Here is a 16,689-nt window from a genome sequence, read left to right as displayed (position 1 = left end):
GCGAAACACGTCACATGGGGCAAGGAGGCGCAAGGCTCTGCGCTACCGCAACACCTGTCGGCCGTCGTTGACGGCGGCATCCGGCGCAAACACCGTGCCGGCACCCGCGATGTTGCTTGCCGTGCAGACTTGTGCAAACGGATCGAACCGGCCGCGGCTGCCGCGGTTGCTATCACGCGCCATGGTGTCTGCCACGCACGCCTGGCCGTCCACGCAGCGGTTCAGGATGCGGTCGTAGAGGTCGGGTGCCACGCTGGCGTAGCGTTGCACCGGCTCGCTTTCGCTGGGCTTGGCCAGCTTCAGGTAGGTGTCTTTCGACAGCGGCGTGCCCGACGACTTTGCTTGCTGGACCCAGCGGTCGAAGTCTCCACTCGACAAGCCGTGGAACTTGAACCGCATGTGTGAGAAGCCCGCGCCGCTGTAGTTGGAAGAAAACCCGTCATAGACGCCGGGTTGGTTGATGACCGCATGCAGCTTGGTTTCCATGCCCGGCATCGCGTAGACCATGCCAGCCAGCGACGGCACAAAAAACGCGTTCATCACCGACGTGGCCGTGATCTTGAACGCAATCGGGCGATCCACCGGCGCTGCCAGCTCATTGACGGTGGCAATGCCCTGCTCGGGATACACGAACAGCCATTTCCAGTCCATCGCCACCACCTCCACGGTGAGCGGCTTGGTCTCCGCCGGCACGGCGCGCGCGCCGTCTAGCCGCGTCAGTGGCCGATACGGATCGAGTTGATGGGTACTGACCCAGGTAATGGCACCGAGCGTGATGATGATCAGCAGCGGCGCAGCCCAGATCGCTAGCTCCAGCACTGTGGAATGGTCCCAATCCGGGTTGTAGGGCGCATTCTGAGCGCTCTCCCGGTATCGCCATGCAAAGACCAACGTGAGAACGATCACCGGCACGATGATCAGCAGCATCAGGCAGGTGGAGATGATGATCAGGTCCCGCTGCCGCACCGCCATGTCGCCAGCGGGCGACAACAGCACTGCATTGCTACATCCCGCAAGCCCCAGCAACAGGGCGACTGCGGCACTTCGTAAAAGCGATCTTTCCGCAATTTTGAGAGTCATCACGGCTGCACCGAAGCGTGGCATGGTCTCTGAAGTGTCGTCGAATTGATGTCATCGCGCATTGGGGTGATCCCCAACGATCTTTCGATTTGCCGTTGCAGTTTAGGCGGCTATTCTGGTGATTGCAGAACTTTAAGTACCGTACGACATCCTTCCCGGCTCCGATGGAGACTCTACGATGGCCAGTCTGACCCACCAACACCGCGCATCGCCGACGGCTCCTCCGGCACCAGGACACCACGAAGTGGCGCCTGCCGAAATCGCCACCGGCGTGGTGATCGGGCGAGCGTCGGAGTACTTCGATTTCTTCGTCTACGGCATCGCCTCGGTGCTGGTCTTCCCAACGGTTTACTTTCCGTTTGCCAGCGAACTGGCCGGGCTGCTTTACAGCTTCGCGATCTTTTCCTTCGCCTTTATCGGCCGCCCATTCGGAACCGCGCTCTTCATGCGCATCCAGCGACGTTGGGGCCGCGGCACCAAGCTGACTGCGTCACTGTTTCTGCTGGGCACGGCCACGGTGGGCATTGCGTTCTTGCCATCGTACGCATCGATCGGCAGCGCAGCGATCTACCTGCTGGCGCTATTCCGTGTCATGCAAGGCATTGCGTTTGGCGGCTCGTGGGATGGCCTGCCATCGCTGTTAGCACTAAACGCGCCCGAGAACAAACGCGGGTGGTATGCCATGGTGGGGCAACTGGGCGCCCCCACGGGCTTCCTCGTTGCGGGCGGCCTGTTCCTGTTCCTGCATGCCAGCCTGACGCCGGAGGAATTCATCGACTGGGGTTGGCGTTATCCGTTCTATGTCGCCTTTGCCATCAACGTCGTGGCGCTGTTTGCGCGCCTGCGCCTGGTGGTGACGTACGAATACACGCAGTTGCTCGAAGAAGGCGAGCTGGAACCGATCAGCACGCTGCAGATGGTCAATGCGCAGGGCTTCAACATCTTCCTGGGTGCGTTCGCGTCGTTGGCCAGCTACGCGCTGTTTCACCTGGTGACGGTGTTTCCGCTGTCGTGGGTGTCGCTGCACAAGACACAGGACGTGTCGAATGTGCTCGTGGTCCAGATCGTCGGTGCGGTCATCGCATTCATCGGCACGCTGGTCTCGGGCTTGATCGCCGACCGCATCGGCCGCCGCACCACGTTGGCGGCCATGGCGGTGCTCATCGGCATCTTCAGCCTCGCTGCGCCGTGGCTGCTAGATGGCGGTGCGGCTGGGCAGGACATCTTCATCCTGATCGGCTTTGGCCTGCTGGGGCTGTCCTACGGACAGGCCGCCGGTGTGGTGACGTCGAACTTCGAGAGCCGATTCCGCTATACCGGTGCGGCCCTCACGACCGACTTCGGCTGGCTTTTTGGCGCGGCGTTCGCGCCGCTGGTTGCGCTGGGCCTGTCGTCGCTGTTCGGGCTGGCGGCGGTGAGCTTGTATCTGCTGTCCGGGGTCGTGGCGACGCTGGTGGCGTTGCGGATCAACAAAGCGCTGGGAACGCCGGATGCGTAACGGCGCTTGCTGGAGAAACCTCAGAACGAGGTAAGTGGTGCGAGGGAGGGGACTCGAACCCCTACACCATTGCTGGCGTCAGGACCTAAACCTGGTGCGTCTACCAATTTCGCCACCCTCGCTGGATGGATCGCGGCGTCCCTAGAACAAGGGGCGCCGGAAAGGAAGCCCGCGATTATATCGCAGTCGCCCGGGGGTTACCATCCCTGCCGCCGCAGAAGCTGCCGGGCGGTTACGGAGTGACGTTTAGACCGTCGGTGCAGTCGCCTCCGATTCGGGCCGCTTGACCCGGAACCACGCCGCATACAGCGCAGGCAAGAACAGCAAGGTCAGCACCGTGGCGATGATCAGCCCACCCATGATGGCGGCAGCCATCGGCCCCCAGAACACGCTGCGCGACAGCGGAATCATTGCCAGCACCGCCGCTGCCGCCGTCAAGATGATGGGGCGGAAACGCCGCACCGCTGCCTCGACAATGGCCGTCCAGGTGGGCACACCCGCCGCCACATCCTGCTCGATCTGATCCACCAGAATGACCGAGTTGCGGATGATCATGCCGATGAGCGCAGTGATGCCGAGCTGCGCCACGAAGCCCATCGGCGCACGCAGCAGCAACAGCGTCGCAGCTGCACCGATCAACCCCAGCGGGCCAGTCAGGAACACCATGACCGAGCGCGAGAAGCTGTGCAACTGAAGCATCAGCAGCAGGAAGATGATGAAGATGCATAGCGGCATCTGCGCGGCAATCGATGCCCCCGCATTGGCGCTCTCTTCTTCTGCCCCGGCAATCTTGATCTGGTAGTCCGGCGGCAAGTCCGCGCGGATCTTGTCGAGCAGCGGGTTGATCTGCGCCGTTACCGTCGGGCCCTGCACGCCGTCAACCACATCGGACTGCACGGTGATACCGTAATCGCGGTTCTCGCGCCAGATCACGCCCGGCTCCCACGTGAAGCCCACACGCGCCACCTGTGTGAGCGGCACCGTGCGGCCGCTAGCCGTCGGCACCTGCACGCGTTGCAAGGCGTCGAGCGTGTTGCGCTCGTCTTCCTGCGGACGCATGACGATGTCGAGCAGCTTGTCGCCATCACGGTATTGGGCGATCGGCGCGCCGGACAGGACCGTCTGTGTGACCTGCGAGATCGACCCGGTCGACACACCCAGCGCGCGCGCCTTGTCCTGGTCGATATCCAAGCGCAGCACCTTGACGTTCTCGTTCCAGTTGTCGTTCACGCCCACGGTGTTCGGGTTGGCGACCATGATCGCCTTGACCTGGTCGGCGATCTTGCGCACGCCGCCAATGTCCGGGCCCATTACGCGGAACTGCACCGGATACGGCACCGGGGGCCCGTTCGGCAGCAGCTTCACGCGGCCACGCAGATGCGGGAATTGCGACTTGAGCAGCCCGATCAGGCGTTGCCGCACGCCCTCGCGCGTCTCCAGCGAAGTCGGCATCACGATGGCTTGCGCCACATTGGTTTGCGGAAGAATCTGGTCCAGCGGCAAGTAGAAGCGCGGCGCACCGGAGCCGATAAACAGCGTCACGCTGTCGACGTTCTCCTCCTTACGCATCAGGGCTTCAAAGCGCTTGGCCTCGGCTTCCGTCTGGTTGAAGCTGCTGCCTTCAGGCAGCCAGAGTTCCACCATCAACTCGGGGCGACTGGAATCCGGGAAGAACTGCTTCTCCACATACTTGAAGCCGAACACGCCCAGCCCGAACGCCACCAGCGTGATGGCGATCACCGTCTTGCGATATTCCACGCACCAGTTCACCCAGCCACGAAAGCGCGTGTAGAACGGCGTATCAAACAACTCATGATGGCCGCCATCGCCCACGTGCGACTTGGTGCGCAACAGCAGGAAGCCGAGGTACGGCACAAACACCACCGCCGCAAACCACGACAACACCAGCGCCAGCGCCGTCACGGCAAAGATGCCGAAGGTGTATTCGCCCACGGTCGAACGCGCCAGCCCCACCGGCAGAAAGCCCGTGGCGGTAATGAGCGTACCGGTCAGCATCGGCATGGCGGTGGAGCTATACGCAAAGGTGGCCGCCTCCATCTTGGAGAAGCCCTCTTCCAGCTTGCGCACCATCATCTCGACCGCAATGATCGCGTCGTCCACCAGCAGGCCCAGCGCGATGATCAGCGCGCCCAGCGATATCTTGTGCAGGCCGATGTCGAAGATGTTCATGAACAGGAACGTCACCGCCAGCACCAACGGGATCGTCAGGCCCACCACCAGACCCGGCCACACATCAATGCGCAGCTTCGGCTTGGTGTGCAACCCCAGTGAGAGGAAGCTCACCGCCAGCACGATCACCACAGCCTCGATCAGCACGTGCACGAATTCGCCCACTGAGCTCTGCACCGATTTCGGCTGGTTCTGCACCTGCTCCATCTCGATCCCCACCGGCAGCTTGGCGCGGATCTTCTCGACTGTGGCGCGCAAGTCCTTGCCCAGCGTAATGATGTCGCCGCCCTTGGTCATCGAGATGCCCAGGCCAATGACTTCCTTGCCGTTGAAGCGCATCTTGGCGTGCGGCGGGTCGATGTAGCCGTGCTTGACGGTGGCGATGTCGCCGAGGCGGATGTTGGTTGTGCCGCCGGGGCCGCGCAGCGTGAGGTTTTCCAGATCGCGGATGTCCGAGAACTGGCCCGACAGGCGGATCTGCACGTTATCGGAAGGCGTCACCAGCACGCCGCTCGGGCCGATGTTGTTCTGCTGGCCGATCTGCGTGGCGATGCTGTTGATGTCGAGCCCCATCTGCGACAGCTTGGCTTGCTGGAACTCGATGTAGATCTTCTCGTCCTGATCGCCCAGCAGTTCGACTTTGGCGACGTTCGGCACGCGCAGCAGCTGCTGGCGGATCGAATCGGCGTAATCGTTGAGCTGGCGGTAGGTAAAGCCATCGGCCGACAGCGCGTAGATGGAGCCATACACGTCGCCGAAATCGTCATTGAAATACGGTCCGCGCACGCCCTGCGGCAGCGTGGGCGCGATGTCGCCCACCTTCTTGCGCACCGTGTACCAGGATTGCTGCACATCCTTGGCGGGGGACGTGTCGGCCAACTGGAAGGTGACGAGCGTTTCGCCGGGCTTGGAATAGCTGCGGATCTTCCAGGCGTACGGCACTTCCTGCAGCGCCTTTTCGATCTTGTCGGTCACCTGGCGCGACATCTGCTCGGCCGTGGCGCCGGGCCAGAAGGCCTGCACCACCATCGCGCGGAAGGTGAACGGCGGATCTTCGTCCTGCCCGAGTTTGGAATACGCAAAGATGCCGCCGAGCAACAGCGCCACTAGCAGAAAACGCGTGAGCGGCTGATGTTCGAGCGCCCAGCGTGACAGGTTGAAACGGGAGTGTTCCATGCGCGCGAAGGTTGGCGTGTTGGAGCGGAGGCTTGCCGCGGATTAGCGGCGCGGCGTAATGGCGGACTGCGCTGACGGCTGATCGGCCGGCGCCATCGGCATGACTTTTTGGCCGGCCTTGAGCAGGTGCACGCCGGCCGTCACGATGGTCTGGCCGGGTTGCAGCCCGCTCGTGACCAGCAACACGTTGTCGCGCGGGGCGCCCACCGTCACTGGCACAGGTTTCACCGTTTGCGATGCCGCGTCGTACAGCCACACCACGTTCTTGCCCTGCTCCTGCAGCAGCGCAGTGATCGGCACGCGTACGCCCATGCCACCGCTGTCGCCACCGCCAGATGTGCCAACTGCTGGCCGTACAAACGTTGCCACGGCTGTCATGCCCAGCTTCAGGTCAGGCGGCGGGTTGGGGATCGAAATCTTGACTGTATACGTACGCGTCAGCGGGTCCGCCGCAGGAGCGATCTCACGCACCTTGGCCGGAATGCTGCGCGACTGGTCCGCCCACAGCTTGACGCTCACCTCGGGCGACTTGCGCAGCGTATCGACCTGGTCTTCGGGAATGCCGACAACGACTTCCTTCTCCGCCGTCTGCGCCACGCGCACGACCGGTTGGCCGGCGGAAACCACCTGCCCGACTTCTGCATCCACGCCCGTCACTACGCCATCGGCGTCGGCTTCGAGTGTGGCGTAGCCGGCTTGGTTGGACTGGTTGCGATAACCCGCCGCTGCCTGGTCGTAGCGCGCCTGGGCGCCGTCGAAATTGGCTTGATGGCGTTGCTGCTCGGCCGCGCTGATGAAGCCCTTGGCGAACAGTTCTGAATAGCGTTTGAGGTCGGCCGCAGCCAGATCACGGTCGGTCTTGGCGGCAGATAGCTGGGCCTGGGCGGACTGCTGTGCGAGCGCTAGATCGGTCGGGTCGAGACGAGCCAACGTTTGGCCCTTCTTGACCGTGGCGCCCACATCCACCAGCCGGGCGACGATCTTGCCCGGCACACGAAAGCCCAGGCGCGATTCAATGCGCGGGCGCACATCGCCGGAAAATTCAGCCGTGCCCGCGCCTTGCTCGCTGGCAACGGTCAGGGTGCGCACGGGGCGCACGTCGGGGGCTTTGGGCGCCTCCTTGCTGCAACCGGCCAGCAGCGCCACGCCGGTCAACAAAGCTGCCGATACGGCAACAGATAACGAGCGCCTGCGCGACAAAGACTGCGTGTCGGTAGGACCAATGGAATCGGAATGCGGGTACGGCAAACTCATCGCAGGCACGGCAGGCATGACACGCTCTCAGTAAATAACTGACCGGTCAGTAATATACCCACGCCCATGCGCAGGGTCAACGACACGGCTGTGTCTGATTGACTTTTCTTAGCGGACACTCCAGCAAGGGTCCGCAGTATGCTGCGCTGCAACGCGCTGTAGAATGGCCGCCCTGCACGAAACCTCATCAAAACGGCCCCTTCCGTGACCCCCGACGACTACTGCGCCGACAAGGCCGCCCCGCCCGGCAGCGACGTGTACTACAGCGTATTGTTTCTCGCGCCCGAGCGCCGCCGCGCGACCATCGCGCTGGAAGCCGTGCGCCGTGAGTTGGAAGATGCCGTCCGTGATGCGAGCGACCCAAGCGTCGTGCAATCGAAGTTGCAATGGTGGCGGCAAGAACTGGCGCGGCTGTTTGAAGGCCGCCCCGAGCACCCAGCGGCCAAGGCACTGCAGCCGCATCTGGCCACGTACGACATCGGCGCCGTGCACCTGGGCGAACTGCTGGCCGGCGTCGAGGCCGATGCCATGCAGAACCGGTATCTGGATTGGCCCAACCTGCGCCGACACGGCGACCAGGTCGCCGGCGTCGCGGGCCGCCTGACCGCGCGCATTGCCGGGCACACGCATGCGCGCACGCTGGAGTTCGCACGGCTGCTGGCGCTGGCCGAACAGCTCGTCCACTTCATCCGCAATCTCCACGAAGACGTGCGCCACAACCGCGTCTACATCCCCGTGGACGAACTGCAGCGCTTCAACGTACCGGCGGCCGATCTGTTCAACCGCCGATACGCAGAAGGTTTCAAGCCGCTGATGGCGTTTCAGGCCGAGCGCGCCCGCGCAACGTACAAAGAAGCGCTCGCCGCGCTGCCGGCCGAAGACCGCCGCGCCCAGCGCTCAGCGCTGATCCGCGGCGTGCTGGCCATGCGCCTGCTCGATGAGGTGGAGGCGGACGGCTTCCAGGTGCTCACGCAGCGCACGGACCTGACGCCGCTGCGAAAGCTATGGCTGGCCTGGAAGACCCACATCCGCGGCTGATCAGGCCTTGATGAGGTCGAGCGGCGCAAACCGGCCGGCGAGCACGGACTGCGAATCCATCCCCCACCAGCGCTCCAGCACCGTTGCGTAAAGCGAGCGGAAATCGACGGACGGATCGAGATTGCCGCCGCCGTCCAGCCGCTCCAGCACCGGCCCTTGCCCCGCCAGGCCGCCCTTCACGCGACCACCTGCGACGAAATGCGCGGCCGCAGTGCCGTGGTCCGTACCGTTGTTCAGGTTTTCGCGCGGGCGGCGGCCGAATTCTGAGTACGTGACGATCAGCGTATCGTTCCAGCGGCCCAGTTCCGTCAGCGCGCTCTTGAGCGAGGCAATGCCGTCGCCCAACTGGCGCAGCAAGTTCGCCTGCGTGCCTTGTTGATTCGTATGGGTATCGAAGCTGCCCAACGACAGGCACACCACGGCGACATCCGCCCCGCCATGTCCCGGCGCCGCCACGACCTGCATCGCTGCCTTGATCGAGTTACCGAAGCCGCCGTCAGGAAAGTGTGTCTGAAACGCGAACTTGCCGGCTTTCGGACGCAGCCCGTCGGCAGCTTTGACGATATCCGCCTCCACCTTCAGCACGTGCGCGAGTGTGGCGTTGCCCATCGCGTGCGACGGCATCGCCAGCTTGGCGTCGTTGAGGAAGGCATCCGGATTCGCCAGCGCCACGGCGCGTGAGCCGCCCTCAAGCGGGCCCAGATCGGCGGTGCCGATGATCACGCCATCCGCGCCAAACGATGGGGGAACCGGCTTGGCGGCAAACGCGCGCGTCAGCCAACCTTCGCGCAAATACTGATCGGAGCGCGATGCCGTATCCCAGATCTCGATCGAGCGGAAGTGCGAGAGATTCGGCTGCGGATACGACAGCCCCTGCACCACCGACAATTCGCCCGCCTGCCACAGCGGCATCATCGCCTGCAATGACGGATGCAGACCGTAGCGGTCATCCAGTTGCAGCACCTGCTCACGCTTGATGGCAATGCGCGGGCGCAGCGCGTAGTACTGCGCGCTGGTGTACGGCACGACGGTGTTCAGCCCGTCGTTGCCGCCCTTGAGTTCGATGAGGATGAGCAGGTTGCCGTAGCCCTTGCGCCCGCCTTGATCCCGCTGCCCTTGCGCAAAGACGACTCCCGGTACAGCACCACCCATGCCGAGCATGGCGCCAGCCTTGAGAAAATCGCGACGTTCCATGATGTGCTCCTGCAGAGATGGCGTTACTTCAACTGATAGGCCGGGTCCATCATCAGCGTGCGCAGGTACGCCGTACCGGCCAGCTTGACGGGGATCGGCGCGGTCGGCTCGATCGGCAGCACCGCACGCTGAATCGAAATACGCGGCCCAAGCTGCGGCGGGTCATCCCCATCCGCGCCAAACTGCGCCAGCCACTTAGTCGAGTTGAACGACACCATCGTCTGCGACTGCGCCAGCTTGAAGCGCCCTTCCTGCCCCATGCCCTTGAGCGCCTGGCCCAGGCCCTGAACGTTGCCGCCCTCTTTCAACTCCTGGCGCATGGCGGCGACCATCACGCCAGGCTTCTGCGCTTGCGGAGGCGCCTTCATCTCGGTCGACCGGAACAACTGGTCGAGAAACTGCTTGCGCCCGAGCAGCGTGGTCGAGTTGATCCACGCATCGCCGCCGGGCCAGCCCTTCACATTGGGCGGCGCCAGCAGGTTCTGCCCCAACTGCGCAGATTTGATCGCAAATGGCGTGGGGTCGGTGTACTGCACGTTGAACTGCTTGAGCGTGCCGACAATCATTTCCACCGGCGATTTCACCAGCGTTGCATGCGATTGCGGCGCCCAGAAGGCCTGCGTCATGAACAACTCGCGCAGCGCCACCTTGATGTCGTAGCCGCTCGCGCGGAACGTATCGGCCACGTGCTGGACCTGCGCCGGATCCGCGTCGGGTGAAACAAATTCATGCCAAAGCTTGGTGACGATAAAGGTGGCCGTCTCCGGGCGCGACAGCAGAATGTCGAGCATCTGGTCGCCATCGTAATCGCCGCTCTGGCCGAACACCGTCTTCGTGCCGGTGTCGTGGATCTGCGGGCGCCAGATGTAAGCGAAATCGTGCTCGCGATCGATGCTCCAGCCCGTGTACGCGCGGGCGGCTTCCTTGATGTCCTGCTCGGTGTAGTGGCCCTCGCCCAGCGTGAAGAGCTCCATCACCTCACGCGCGAAATTCTCGTTGGGCTTGCCCTTGCGGCTTTCGGCGCCATCGAGGTAGATCAGCATCGCCGGGTCTTTGCCGATGGCGTGCAGCATCGTGCCGAAGTTGCCCACCGCGTTTTGGCGCAGCAGCACGTTCTGCCGGTACATCAACTGCGCGAACGGCACCTTCTGCGAGCTGGAAACGAAGTGGTTGTGCCAGAACAGCGTCATGCGCTCGGTCAGCGGCGACGGCGTCTTGATCATCTCGCCCATCCACCACGCGCGCAGTTCCAGCTCGTGCGCCCCGTTCTGCTGGCGTGCGGCCTTGCGGGCGTCTTCGTCAGGCAGCTTGTTGTAGGGGATGATCGGTTCGTTTACCCACGCTGGCGGCGCCTGGGTAGCCACGGTGCCGGTCTGGGCCAGCACGCGGTCGATCGCCTCGCGGTGGGTGAGTCCGGCATAGGCGTCGAGTTCGCTCTCGGAAGGCGCAAAGCCGATGCGGGTGAGGAAGTAGCGCGCGTCGTCGCGGTCCAGGCGCTGCTCTTCTGCGGCGGGTGCCCTGGCGTGCGTGGTGTGGTGGTGCGGCTTGTCCTGCGTTGCCGCGTATGCGGGCTGCAGAGAGAGTACGCCGACAGCAGTCAGCGCCAAGAAAATGGTAGTGCTACGGATTCGCATGTCGGTCCCCCGATCGACCCTACTGCCTTGCCGGGACAGCGACTGCGCGCCGTTCCTCGGCCCCTACCTAGCCGCCACGGTGGTAGATATCCCGCGTGACGTCATAGATGTTCTGCCGCAATTGCTTGCGTTCCTCGGGAGACAGCTTGCGCTGCGGGGATGGGCGGTCGGCGTTCTCACCACGGCGGTTTTCCATCGCAGCGGCACGACGGCTGCGTTCTTCGCCGCCATGACCACGCCCTGGACCCTGCCCGCCCTTTTTTTCCTGGCCCCCGGCCTGCATTGCATGCCCGCCGCCGAAAAAGCCACCGAATCCGCCAAAGCCACCGCGGTCGCCACGTGCGTGCGCCGACGAGCCGGCCGCGCAGAGGGCAAGTACACAGGTGAGCAGCGAGAGGCGCTGCCGAAACATCACTGAGCGATTCAAAAAAGGGAGTTGAGAAGCCACGTCCATGTTGCTGGAAACCGATGCGCCATGCATCATTGCGCGACAATCGATAACAAGCAACCACATTGCACGCCAGTCCCCTCGGGGTCGGCAGACCCCAAAACCGTTGCGAGGAACTGCCAGGGCAGTGTAGCTGTGCGTCCTACAGACTGTTCGCGTGGCTCGGTAAATAATGTAACCGTCTGTTTCAATTGGGCTTTTACAGCGCCTCGGGCGCATGTTTTTGTCGTTACCATTAGCGCCATGGAAAATTCCGGTCAAAAGATTCTCGTCGTCGACGACGACCCCCGCCTGCGTGACTTGCTGCGCCGCTACCTCGGGGAACAGGGCTTCACCGTGCTGGTGGCGGAAAACGCCACGGCCATGAACAAACTCTGGCTGCGCGAGCGCTTCGACCTGCTCGTGCTCGACCTGATGATGCCCGGCGAAGACGGCCTGTCGATCTGCCGCCGCCTGCGCGGCGCGAACGATCAGACGCCGATCATCATGCTCACCGCCAAAGGCGAAGACGTGGATCGCATTGTGGGCCTGGAAATGGGCGCCGACGACTATCTGCCCAAGCCCTTCAACCCGCGCGAGTTGATCGCCCGCATCCACGCCGTGCTGCGCCGCCGCGGCCCGGCTGAGATTCCCGGTGCGCCGTCGGAGACGCCCGAAACCTTCGCCTTTGGCGATTTCGTGCTGAATTTGGCCACGCGCACGCTCAAAAAGAACGACGAAGAGATCACGCTCACAACGGGCGAATTCTCGGTGCTCAAGGTGTTTGCGCGCCATCCGCGCCAACCCCTGTCGCGCGAAAAGCTCATGGAAATGGCGCGCGGCCGTGAATACGAAGTCTTCGATCGCAGCCTCGACGTGCAGATCTCGCGCCTGCGCAAGCTGATTGAGCCGGACGCCAGCAACCCGCGCTTCATCCAGACGGTGTGGGGCCTGGGCTACGTGTTCATTCCTGACGGCGCCAAGTAAGCCGGCGTTCTAGCAACCTCTTCTTTTCCGCATCCGACTTGCGCATCCCGCGTCCGGCCGCGTTGCGGCGTCTATTGATCAGTGTGTTCGGTTCGCTGTTCTGGCGAACCTTCATGCTGATCGCATTGCTCATCGCGATCTCGCTGGGCGTCTGGTTCCAGAGCTTCCGCATTTTTGAGCGCGAACCCCGCGCGCAGCAGATCGCCATGCAGGTGGTCAGCGTGGTCAAGCTCACGCGGGCGGCGCTGCTTTACTCCGACCCCGCGCGGCGGCGCTTCCTGCTGCTCGACTTGGTGCAGAACGAGGGCATCAAGGTCTACCCTCGCGAGAAGGAAGACGAATACCGTGAGCCGCACACCAACCCGTATCTGACGCAACTCGTGCAGCAGGAAATCCGCAACCGGCTCGGCGCCGATGCGGTGATCGCGACGGCCGTCAATGACATCCCCGGCGTGTGGGTGAGCTTCCAGATCGAGGGCGACGATTACTGGGTGGCCATCAGCCCGGACCGTTTCGAGCATGTGCCCGGGCTGCAATGGCTGTGGTGGTCGATGGCGGCGCTGGTGCTGTCGGTGCTGGGCGCGGCGTTCATTACGTCACGTGTGAACCAGCCGCTCAAACGTCTGGCGGATACGGCACGCGCCATCAGCGCGGGGGACGATCCGAAAGCGCTGCCCGAGGGCGGCGGCACGGAAGTGGCGCAGGCGAATCACAGCTTCAACCAGATGGTGCGCGACCTTAAACAGCTCGAGGCCGATCGCGCGGTCATGCTGGCCGGTATCTCGCACGACCTGCGCACGCCGCTCACGCGCCTGCGCCTGGAAACCGAGATGAGCCCCGTCGACGAGCAAACGCGCGAGTTGATGGTGGCCGACATTGAGCAGATGGACGCGATCATCGGCCAGTTCCTCGACTACGCGCGCCCCAGCGGCGAAATGCTCGAAGACGTGGACCTGACCGAACTCGTGCGCGACACGGCGCCCGTCTACTCCGCGCATGACGATATCGACCTCACGCTCAAGCTCGCGCCCGAAGCCGTTGCCCGCTGCAACCGCATGGAAACGCAGCGCATTCTCGACAACCTGATCGAAAACGCCCGCCGCTACGGCAAAATCCCCGGCACAAACCGCGCGGACATCACCGTCAGCACGTTCCTGCAAGGCAACGAAGTTGTGTTGTGCGTGGCGGATCGTGGCGCGGGGGTGCCGACGGATCAGCTTGCCTTGCTGACGCGGCCGTTCTATCGGCTGGAGTCTGCGCGCAGCGAGGCCAAAGGCGCGGGGCTCGGCATGTCGATCGTCAATCGCATCTTGCAGCGCAGCGGCGGCCGGCTTGTGCTGGAGAACCGCACGCCGCCCGAAACCGGCCTGCTCGTCAGCGCCTGTTACACGCGCGGCTGATCCGCTGCCCGCAGGCACATCCCCTGCTTCCCACCGCTGTCATGCGCCGTCGCTAAGCTCGTGCGGCGGGCTGCGCTATGGCTGGCGTTGAGATTATCAATTAGCCGGTTACGGATTCATCGCCAATACTGCAGCCGCAGGCTGTGTGCCCGCGCGTCCTTCGTTCCTTCGTCTCTCCGACCGCCTTTCTTCCCCCCACCGGACGGCCGGGGAGCGTGTGTTTGCAAGCCCCACTGGGGGCCATTTGGGTGCCCCCAGCCCGTTGCCAGACCACTCCAGGAGAAGCTCATGAAGACCATTGGTGACAAGCTCGAACCGTTCAAGGTTGTTGGCGTAAAGCCGGGATTCAACAACCATGAGGAAAACGGCGAGTCGGCGTTCGAAGACATCACGGAAACCTCGTTCCCAGGCAGGTGGAAGGTCATCTTCTTCTATCCGAAGGACTTCACCTTCGTGTGCCCGACCGAGATCGTTGCCTTCGCCAAGCTGAACAACGATTTCGCCGACCGCGACACCATCGTGCTGGGCGGTTCGACCGACAACGAATTCGTCAAGCTCGCATGGCGCCGCGAGCACAAAGATCTGAACAAGCTCAACCAGTGGTCGTTTGCCGACACGACCGGCGCGCTGATCGACCAGCTGGGTGTGCGCGAGCATGAGGCCGGTGTTGCGTTGCGCGCGACCTTCATCGTCGATCCGGACAACGTGATCCAGCACGTATCGGTCAACAACCTGAACGTCGGCCGCAACCCGGACGAGGTGCTACGGATTCTCGATGGCCTGCAGACGGATGAACTATGCCCCTGCAACCGCGCCGTCGGCGGCGCCACGCTGTAATCGGAACGGCACCTGGCAAGCCCGCACATGCGGGCTTTGTCGTCTCAACGGGAGGCGCGCATGGAATTTCTGCAGACGATCAAAGGGCTTATCCCTGACTATGCCAAGGACATCCGCCTGAACCTCGACGGCACGATCGCGCGGTCCTCGCTGGAAGGTAACGATGCCGTTGGGGTTGCACTGGCCGCGGCGTTTGCTGCCAAGAGCAAGGTGCTCGTCGATGCGATCCGCAATGCCGGTGTGCTGTCGCCAGAAGAGACGAACGGCGCGCTCACGGCGGCCGCGCTGATGGGCATGAATAACGTCTGGTATCCGTTCGTCGAGATGGCGGACGACACGGACCTCTCGCAGCAGAAGGCGGAACTCCGGATGAACGCCTATGCAAGCAACGGCGGTGTCGATAAGCGTCGCTTCGAGATGTATGCCCTGGCGGCGTCCATCATCGGGAAGTGCCATTTCTGCATCAAGTCGCACTACGACTTGCTGAAGAACCACCAAGGCATGAGCGCGCAGCAACTGCGTGACGTGGGGCGCATCGCGGCCGTGATCAACGCCGCTGCGCAGGTGATTGCGGCTGAATAGTCGTGGAGCACGCTCAGTCCTGGTCGGCAGCGTCGGCGCGATAGATCAGCACCACAGCCTGCGCAACGATGCCCTCTTCCTTGCCTTCGAAGCCGAGCTTTTCGTTGGTCTTGGCTTTGACGTTGCACCGTTCCGGCGCGATACCGAGGTCTTCCGCCAGATTGGCGACCATACCCGGCACGTGCGGCGCAAGCTTGGGCTTCTGCGCAATGACGGTGGCATCGACGTTGCCCACCGCATAGCCCGCCTTGTGCACGCGGCGTACGGCTTCGCGCAGCAACACGCGGCTGTCAGCACCCGCGAAGGCGGGATCGGTATCGGGAAAATGCCGGCCGATATCGCCCAGGCCGGCCGCGCCGAATAGCGCATCGGTAATCGCATGCAGCAGCGCGTCGGCGTCGGAATGGCCGAGCAAGCCGCGCGTGTGCGGAATGTCTACGCCGCCGAGGATCAGCTTGCGGCCTTCCACCAGCGCGTGCACGTCATAGCCTTGCCCGATGCGAATGTCCATCCAGTTCATGCTTGCGATGCCTCTCTTAGTCGTGGCGTGCCCGCGCGAGGATAGCCTCGGCGAGCGCGAAATCGTCGGGGTATGTCACCTTGAAGTTGCGCAGCGCGCCCGGCACGAGCAGCGGCTTGTGGCCAGCGCCCTCGATGGCGCTGGCTTCATCGGTGACGATGCGTTGCTGAACAAGCGCATCCCGCAAGGCGCGTTCCAATAGGCCTAGCGGGAACATCTGCGGCGTTTGTGCTTGCCACAGGCCGTCGCGCGGCACGGTGGCGTTGACGTGCTGCCCGGCGTCGGCGCGCTTGAGCGTATCGGCCACCGGCAACGCCAGAATGCCGCCGACTGCCTGCGCCCCCTCTTCTTCCACTGCGGCGATAAGGCGCGCGATCAGCGCGGGCGTCAGGCCGGGGCGTGCGGCGTCATGTACGAGCACCCAGTCGTCGTCATGCGCGCCGAGGCCGCGCAAGGCCGCCAACCCATGCGTGACCGATGCGTGGCGTGAATCGCCGCCGCAGTCCACCTCCACCAGCTTGGGCGCGTCGAAACCGCCATCGGGAAAGCGCTGCGTGAGCGGCTGGGCGCCGGGCGTGGTGACGATGAGCACCGTATCGACTTCGGGACTGGTCAGAAAGGCTTGTGCCGTATGCCAAAGCATCGGTCGCCCGGCGACTGCCTGATATTGCTTCGGCAGATCACCGCCGGCGCGCGAGCCGGTACCGGCCGAGGGAATCAGCGCAAAACGACGTCGGCGAGGAAGGGAGGCGGGCATAAAGGCTGGAAAGTCGGCGTAGGAGCAGCGTTTGCTAGGGTTTTGGTCCGTCGCCAGCGCAGGATTCGCGCGGATTTTATAATAGCCGCCAGTGCCACGACACCCCGCCTGCAAA

The 16,689-nt window shown here is 63.6% G+C and carries 14 protein-coding genes and 1 tRNA gene; 6 read left to right on the top strand and 9 right to left on the bottom strand.

The genetic code is table 11. The features are described 5' to 3' along the window. Nucleotides 1-42 precede the first annotated feature (42 nt). Nucleotides 43-1,104, bottom strand: a complete 1,062-nt coding sequence (gene cyoA, locus ACS7SF_RS18050) for a ubiquinol oxidase subunit II (protein WP_439891011.1) — start codon at nucleotides 1,102-1,104, stop codon at nucleotides 43-45. Between the two features lie 154 nt (nucleotides 1,105-1,258). Between cyoA and ACS7SF_RS18045 the strand changes: the two genes are divergently transcribed. Then, nucleotides 1,259-2,578, top strand: coding sequence for an MFS transporter (locus ACS7SF_RS18045; RefSeq protein ID WP_439891010.1), 1,320 nt, complete (start codon nucleotides 1,259-1,261; stop codon nucleotides 2,576-2,578). 35 nt (nucleotides 2,579-2,613) lie between these two features. Here the strand turns inward: ACS7SF_RS18045 and ACS7SF_RS18040 are convergent. The 3 genes from ACS7SF_RS18040 to ACS7SF_RS18030 form a co-directional block, all read right to left on the bottom strand. Further along, nucleotides 2,614-2,700: transfer RNA gene (locus ACS7SF_RS18040), tRNA-Leu, on the bottom strand. A 124-nt stretch (nucleotides 2,701-2,824) separates the two neighbouring features. After that, nucleotides 2,825-5,944, bottom strand: a complete 3,120-nt coding sequence (locus ACS7SF_RS18035) for an efflux RND transporter permease subunit (RefSeq protein WP_439891009.1) — start codon at nucleotides 5,942-5,944, stop codon at nucleotides 2,825-2,827. 42 nt (nucleotides 5,945-5,986) lie between these two features. After that, the gene (locus ACS7SF_RS18030) at nucleotides 5,987-7,207 is read right to left on the bottom strand and encodes an efflux RND transporter periplasmic adaptor subunit (protein WP_439892798.1); all 1,221 of its coding nucleotides are present in this window, start codon (nucleotides 7,205-7,207) and stop codon (nucleotides 5,987-5,989) included. A gap of 195 nt (nucleotides 7,208-7,402) precedes the next feature. Here ACS7SF_RS18030 and hpnD point away from each other — a divergent pair, with 195 nt between their 5' ends. Beyond that, a complete protein-coding gene (gene hpnD, locus ACS7SF_RS18025; protein WP_439891008.1) occupies nucleotides 7,403-8,236 on the top strand; it encodes a presqualene diphosphate synthase HpnD in 834 nt (277 codons plus the stop codon). Here the strand turns inward: hpnD and ACS7SF_RS18020 are convergent, their stop codons facing one another. The 3 genes from ACS7SF_RS18020 to ACS7SF_RS18010 form a co-directional block, all read right to left on the bottom strand. Then, entirely contained in the window at nucleotides 8,237-9,430 is a 1,194-nt protein-coding gene (locus ACS7SF_RS18020; protein WP_439891007.1) for a DUF1501 domain-containing protein, read from the bottom strand. 23 nt (nucleotides 9,431-9,453) lie between these two features. Continuing rightward, nucleotides 9,454-11,064, bottom strand: coding sequence for a DUF1800 domain-containing protein (locus tag ACS7SF_RS18015; protein ID WP_439891006.1), 1,611 nt, complete (start codon nucleotides 11,062-11,064; stop codon nucleotides 9,454-9,456). 67 nt (nucleotides 11,065-11,131) lie between these two features. After that, nucleotides 11,132-11,578 (bottom strand): hypothetical protein, encoded by a 447-nt coding sequence (locus ACS7SF_RS18010; RefSeq protein WP_439891005.1) that lies wholly within the window; start codon nucleotides 11,576-11,578, stop codon nucleotides 11,132-11,134. Between the two features lie 177 nt (nucleotides 11,579-11,755). On the opposite strand from ACS7SF_RS18010, the gene ompR reads away from it, so the two are divergent. The 4 genes from ompR (at nucleotide 11,756) to ACS7SF_RS17990 (ending at nucleotide 15,297) form a co-directional block, all read left to right on the top strand. Further along, entirely contained in the window at nucleotides 11,756-12,478 is a 723-nt protein-coding gene (gene ompR, locus ACS7SF_RS18005) for an osmolarity response regulator transcription factor OmpR (RefSeq protein WP_004627064.1), read from the top strand. 38 nt (nucleotides 12,479-12,516) lie between these two features. Then, nucleotides 12,517-13,878 carry an ATP-binding protein gene (locus ACS7SF_RS18000; RefSeq protein WP_439891004.1) on the top strand — a complete coding sequence of 454 codons (1,362 nt, stop codon included), beginning with the start codon at nucleotides 12,517-12,519 and terminating at the stop codon, nucleotides 13,876-13,878. A 288-nt stretch (nucleotides 13,879-14,166) separates the two neighbouring features. Continuing rightward, complete coding sequence (locus ACS7SF_RS17995; protein WP_439891003.1) at nucleotides 14,167-14,715, top strand: peroxiredoxin; 549 nt, start codon at nucleotides 14,167-14,169, stop codon at nucleotides 14,713-14,715. Nucleotides 14,716-14,775: 60 nt separating this feature from the next. After that, nucleotides 14,776-15,297 (top strand): carboxymuconolactone decarboxylase family protein, encoded by a 522-nt coding sequence (locus tag ACS7SF_RS17990; RefSeq protein WP_439891002.1) that lies wholly within the window; start codon nucleotides 14,776-14,778, stop codon nucleotides 15,295-15,297. Nucleotides 15,298-15,310: 13 nt separating this feature from the next. On the opposite strand, the gene ispF is transcribed toward ACS7SF_RS17990, so the two are convergent. Both ispF and ispD read right to left on the bottom strand, forming a co-directional pair. Then, nucleotides 15,311-15,817 carry a 2-C-methyl-D-erythritol 2,4-cyclodiphosphate synthase gene (gene ispF / locus ACS7SF_RS17985; RefSeq protein WP_439891001.1) on the bottom strand — a complete coding sequence of 169 codons (507 nt, stop codon included), beginning with the start codon at nucleotides 15,815-15,817 and terminating at the stop codon, nucleotides 15,311-15,313. A gap of 16 nt (nucleotides 15,818-15,833) precedes the next feature. After that, nucleotides 15,834-16,574, bottom strand: coding sequence for a 2-C-methyl-D-erythritol 4-phosphate cytidylyltransferase (gene ispD / locus ACS7SF_RS17980; protein WP_439891000.1), 741 nt, complete (start codon nucleotides 16,572-16,574; stop codon nucleotides 15,834-15,836). Between the last annotated feature and the right edge of the window lie 115 nt (nucleotides 16,575-16,689).

This window comes from Ralstonia sp. 25C, from assembly GCF_051904805.1.
GTDB lineage: Bacteria > Pseudomonadota > Gammaproteobacteria > Burkholderiales > Burkholderiaceae > Ralstonia.
This window is presented reverse-complemented; position numbering and strand designations above follow the sequence as displayed.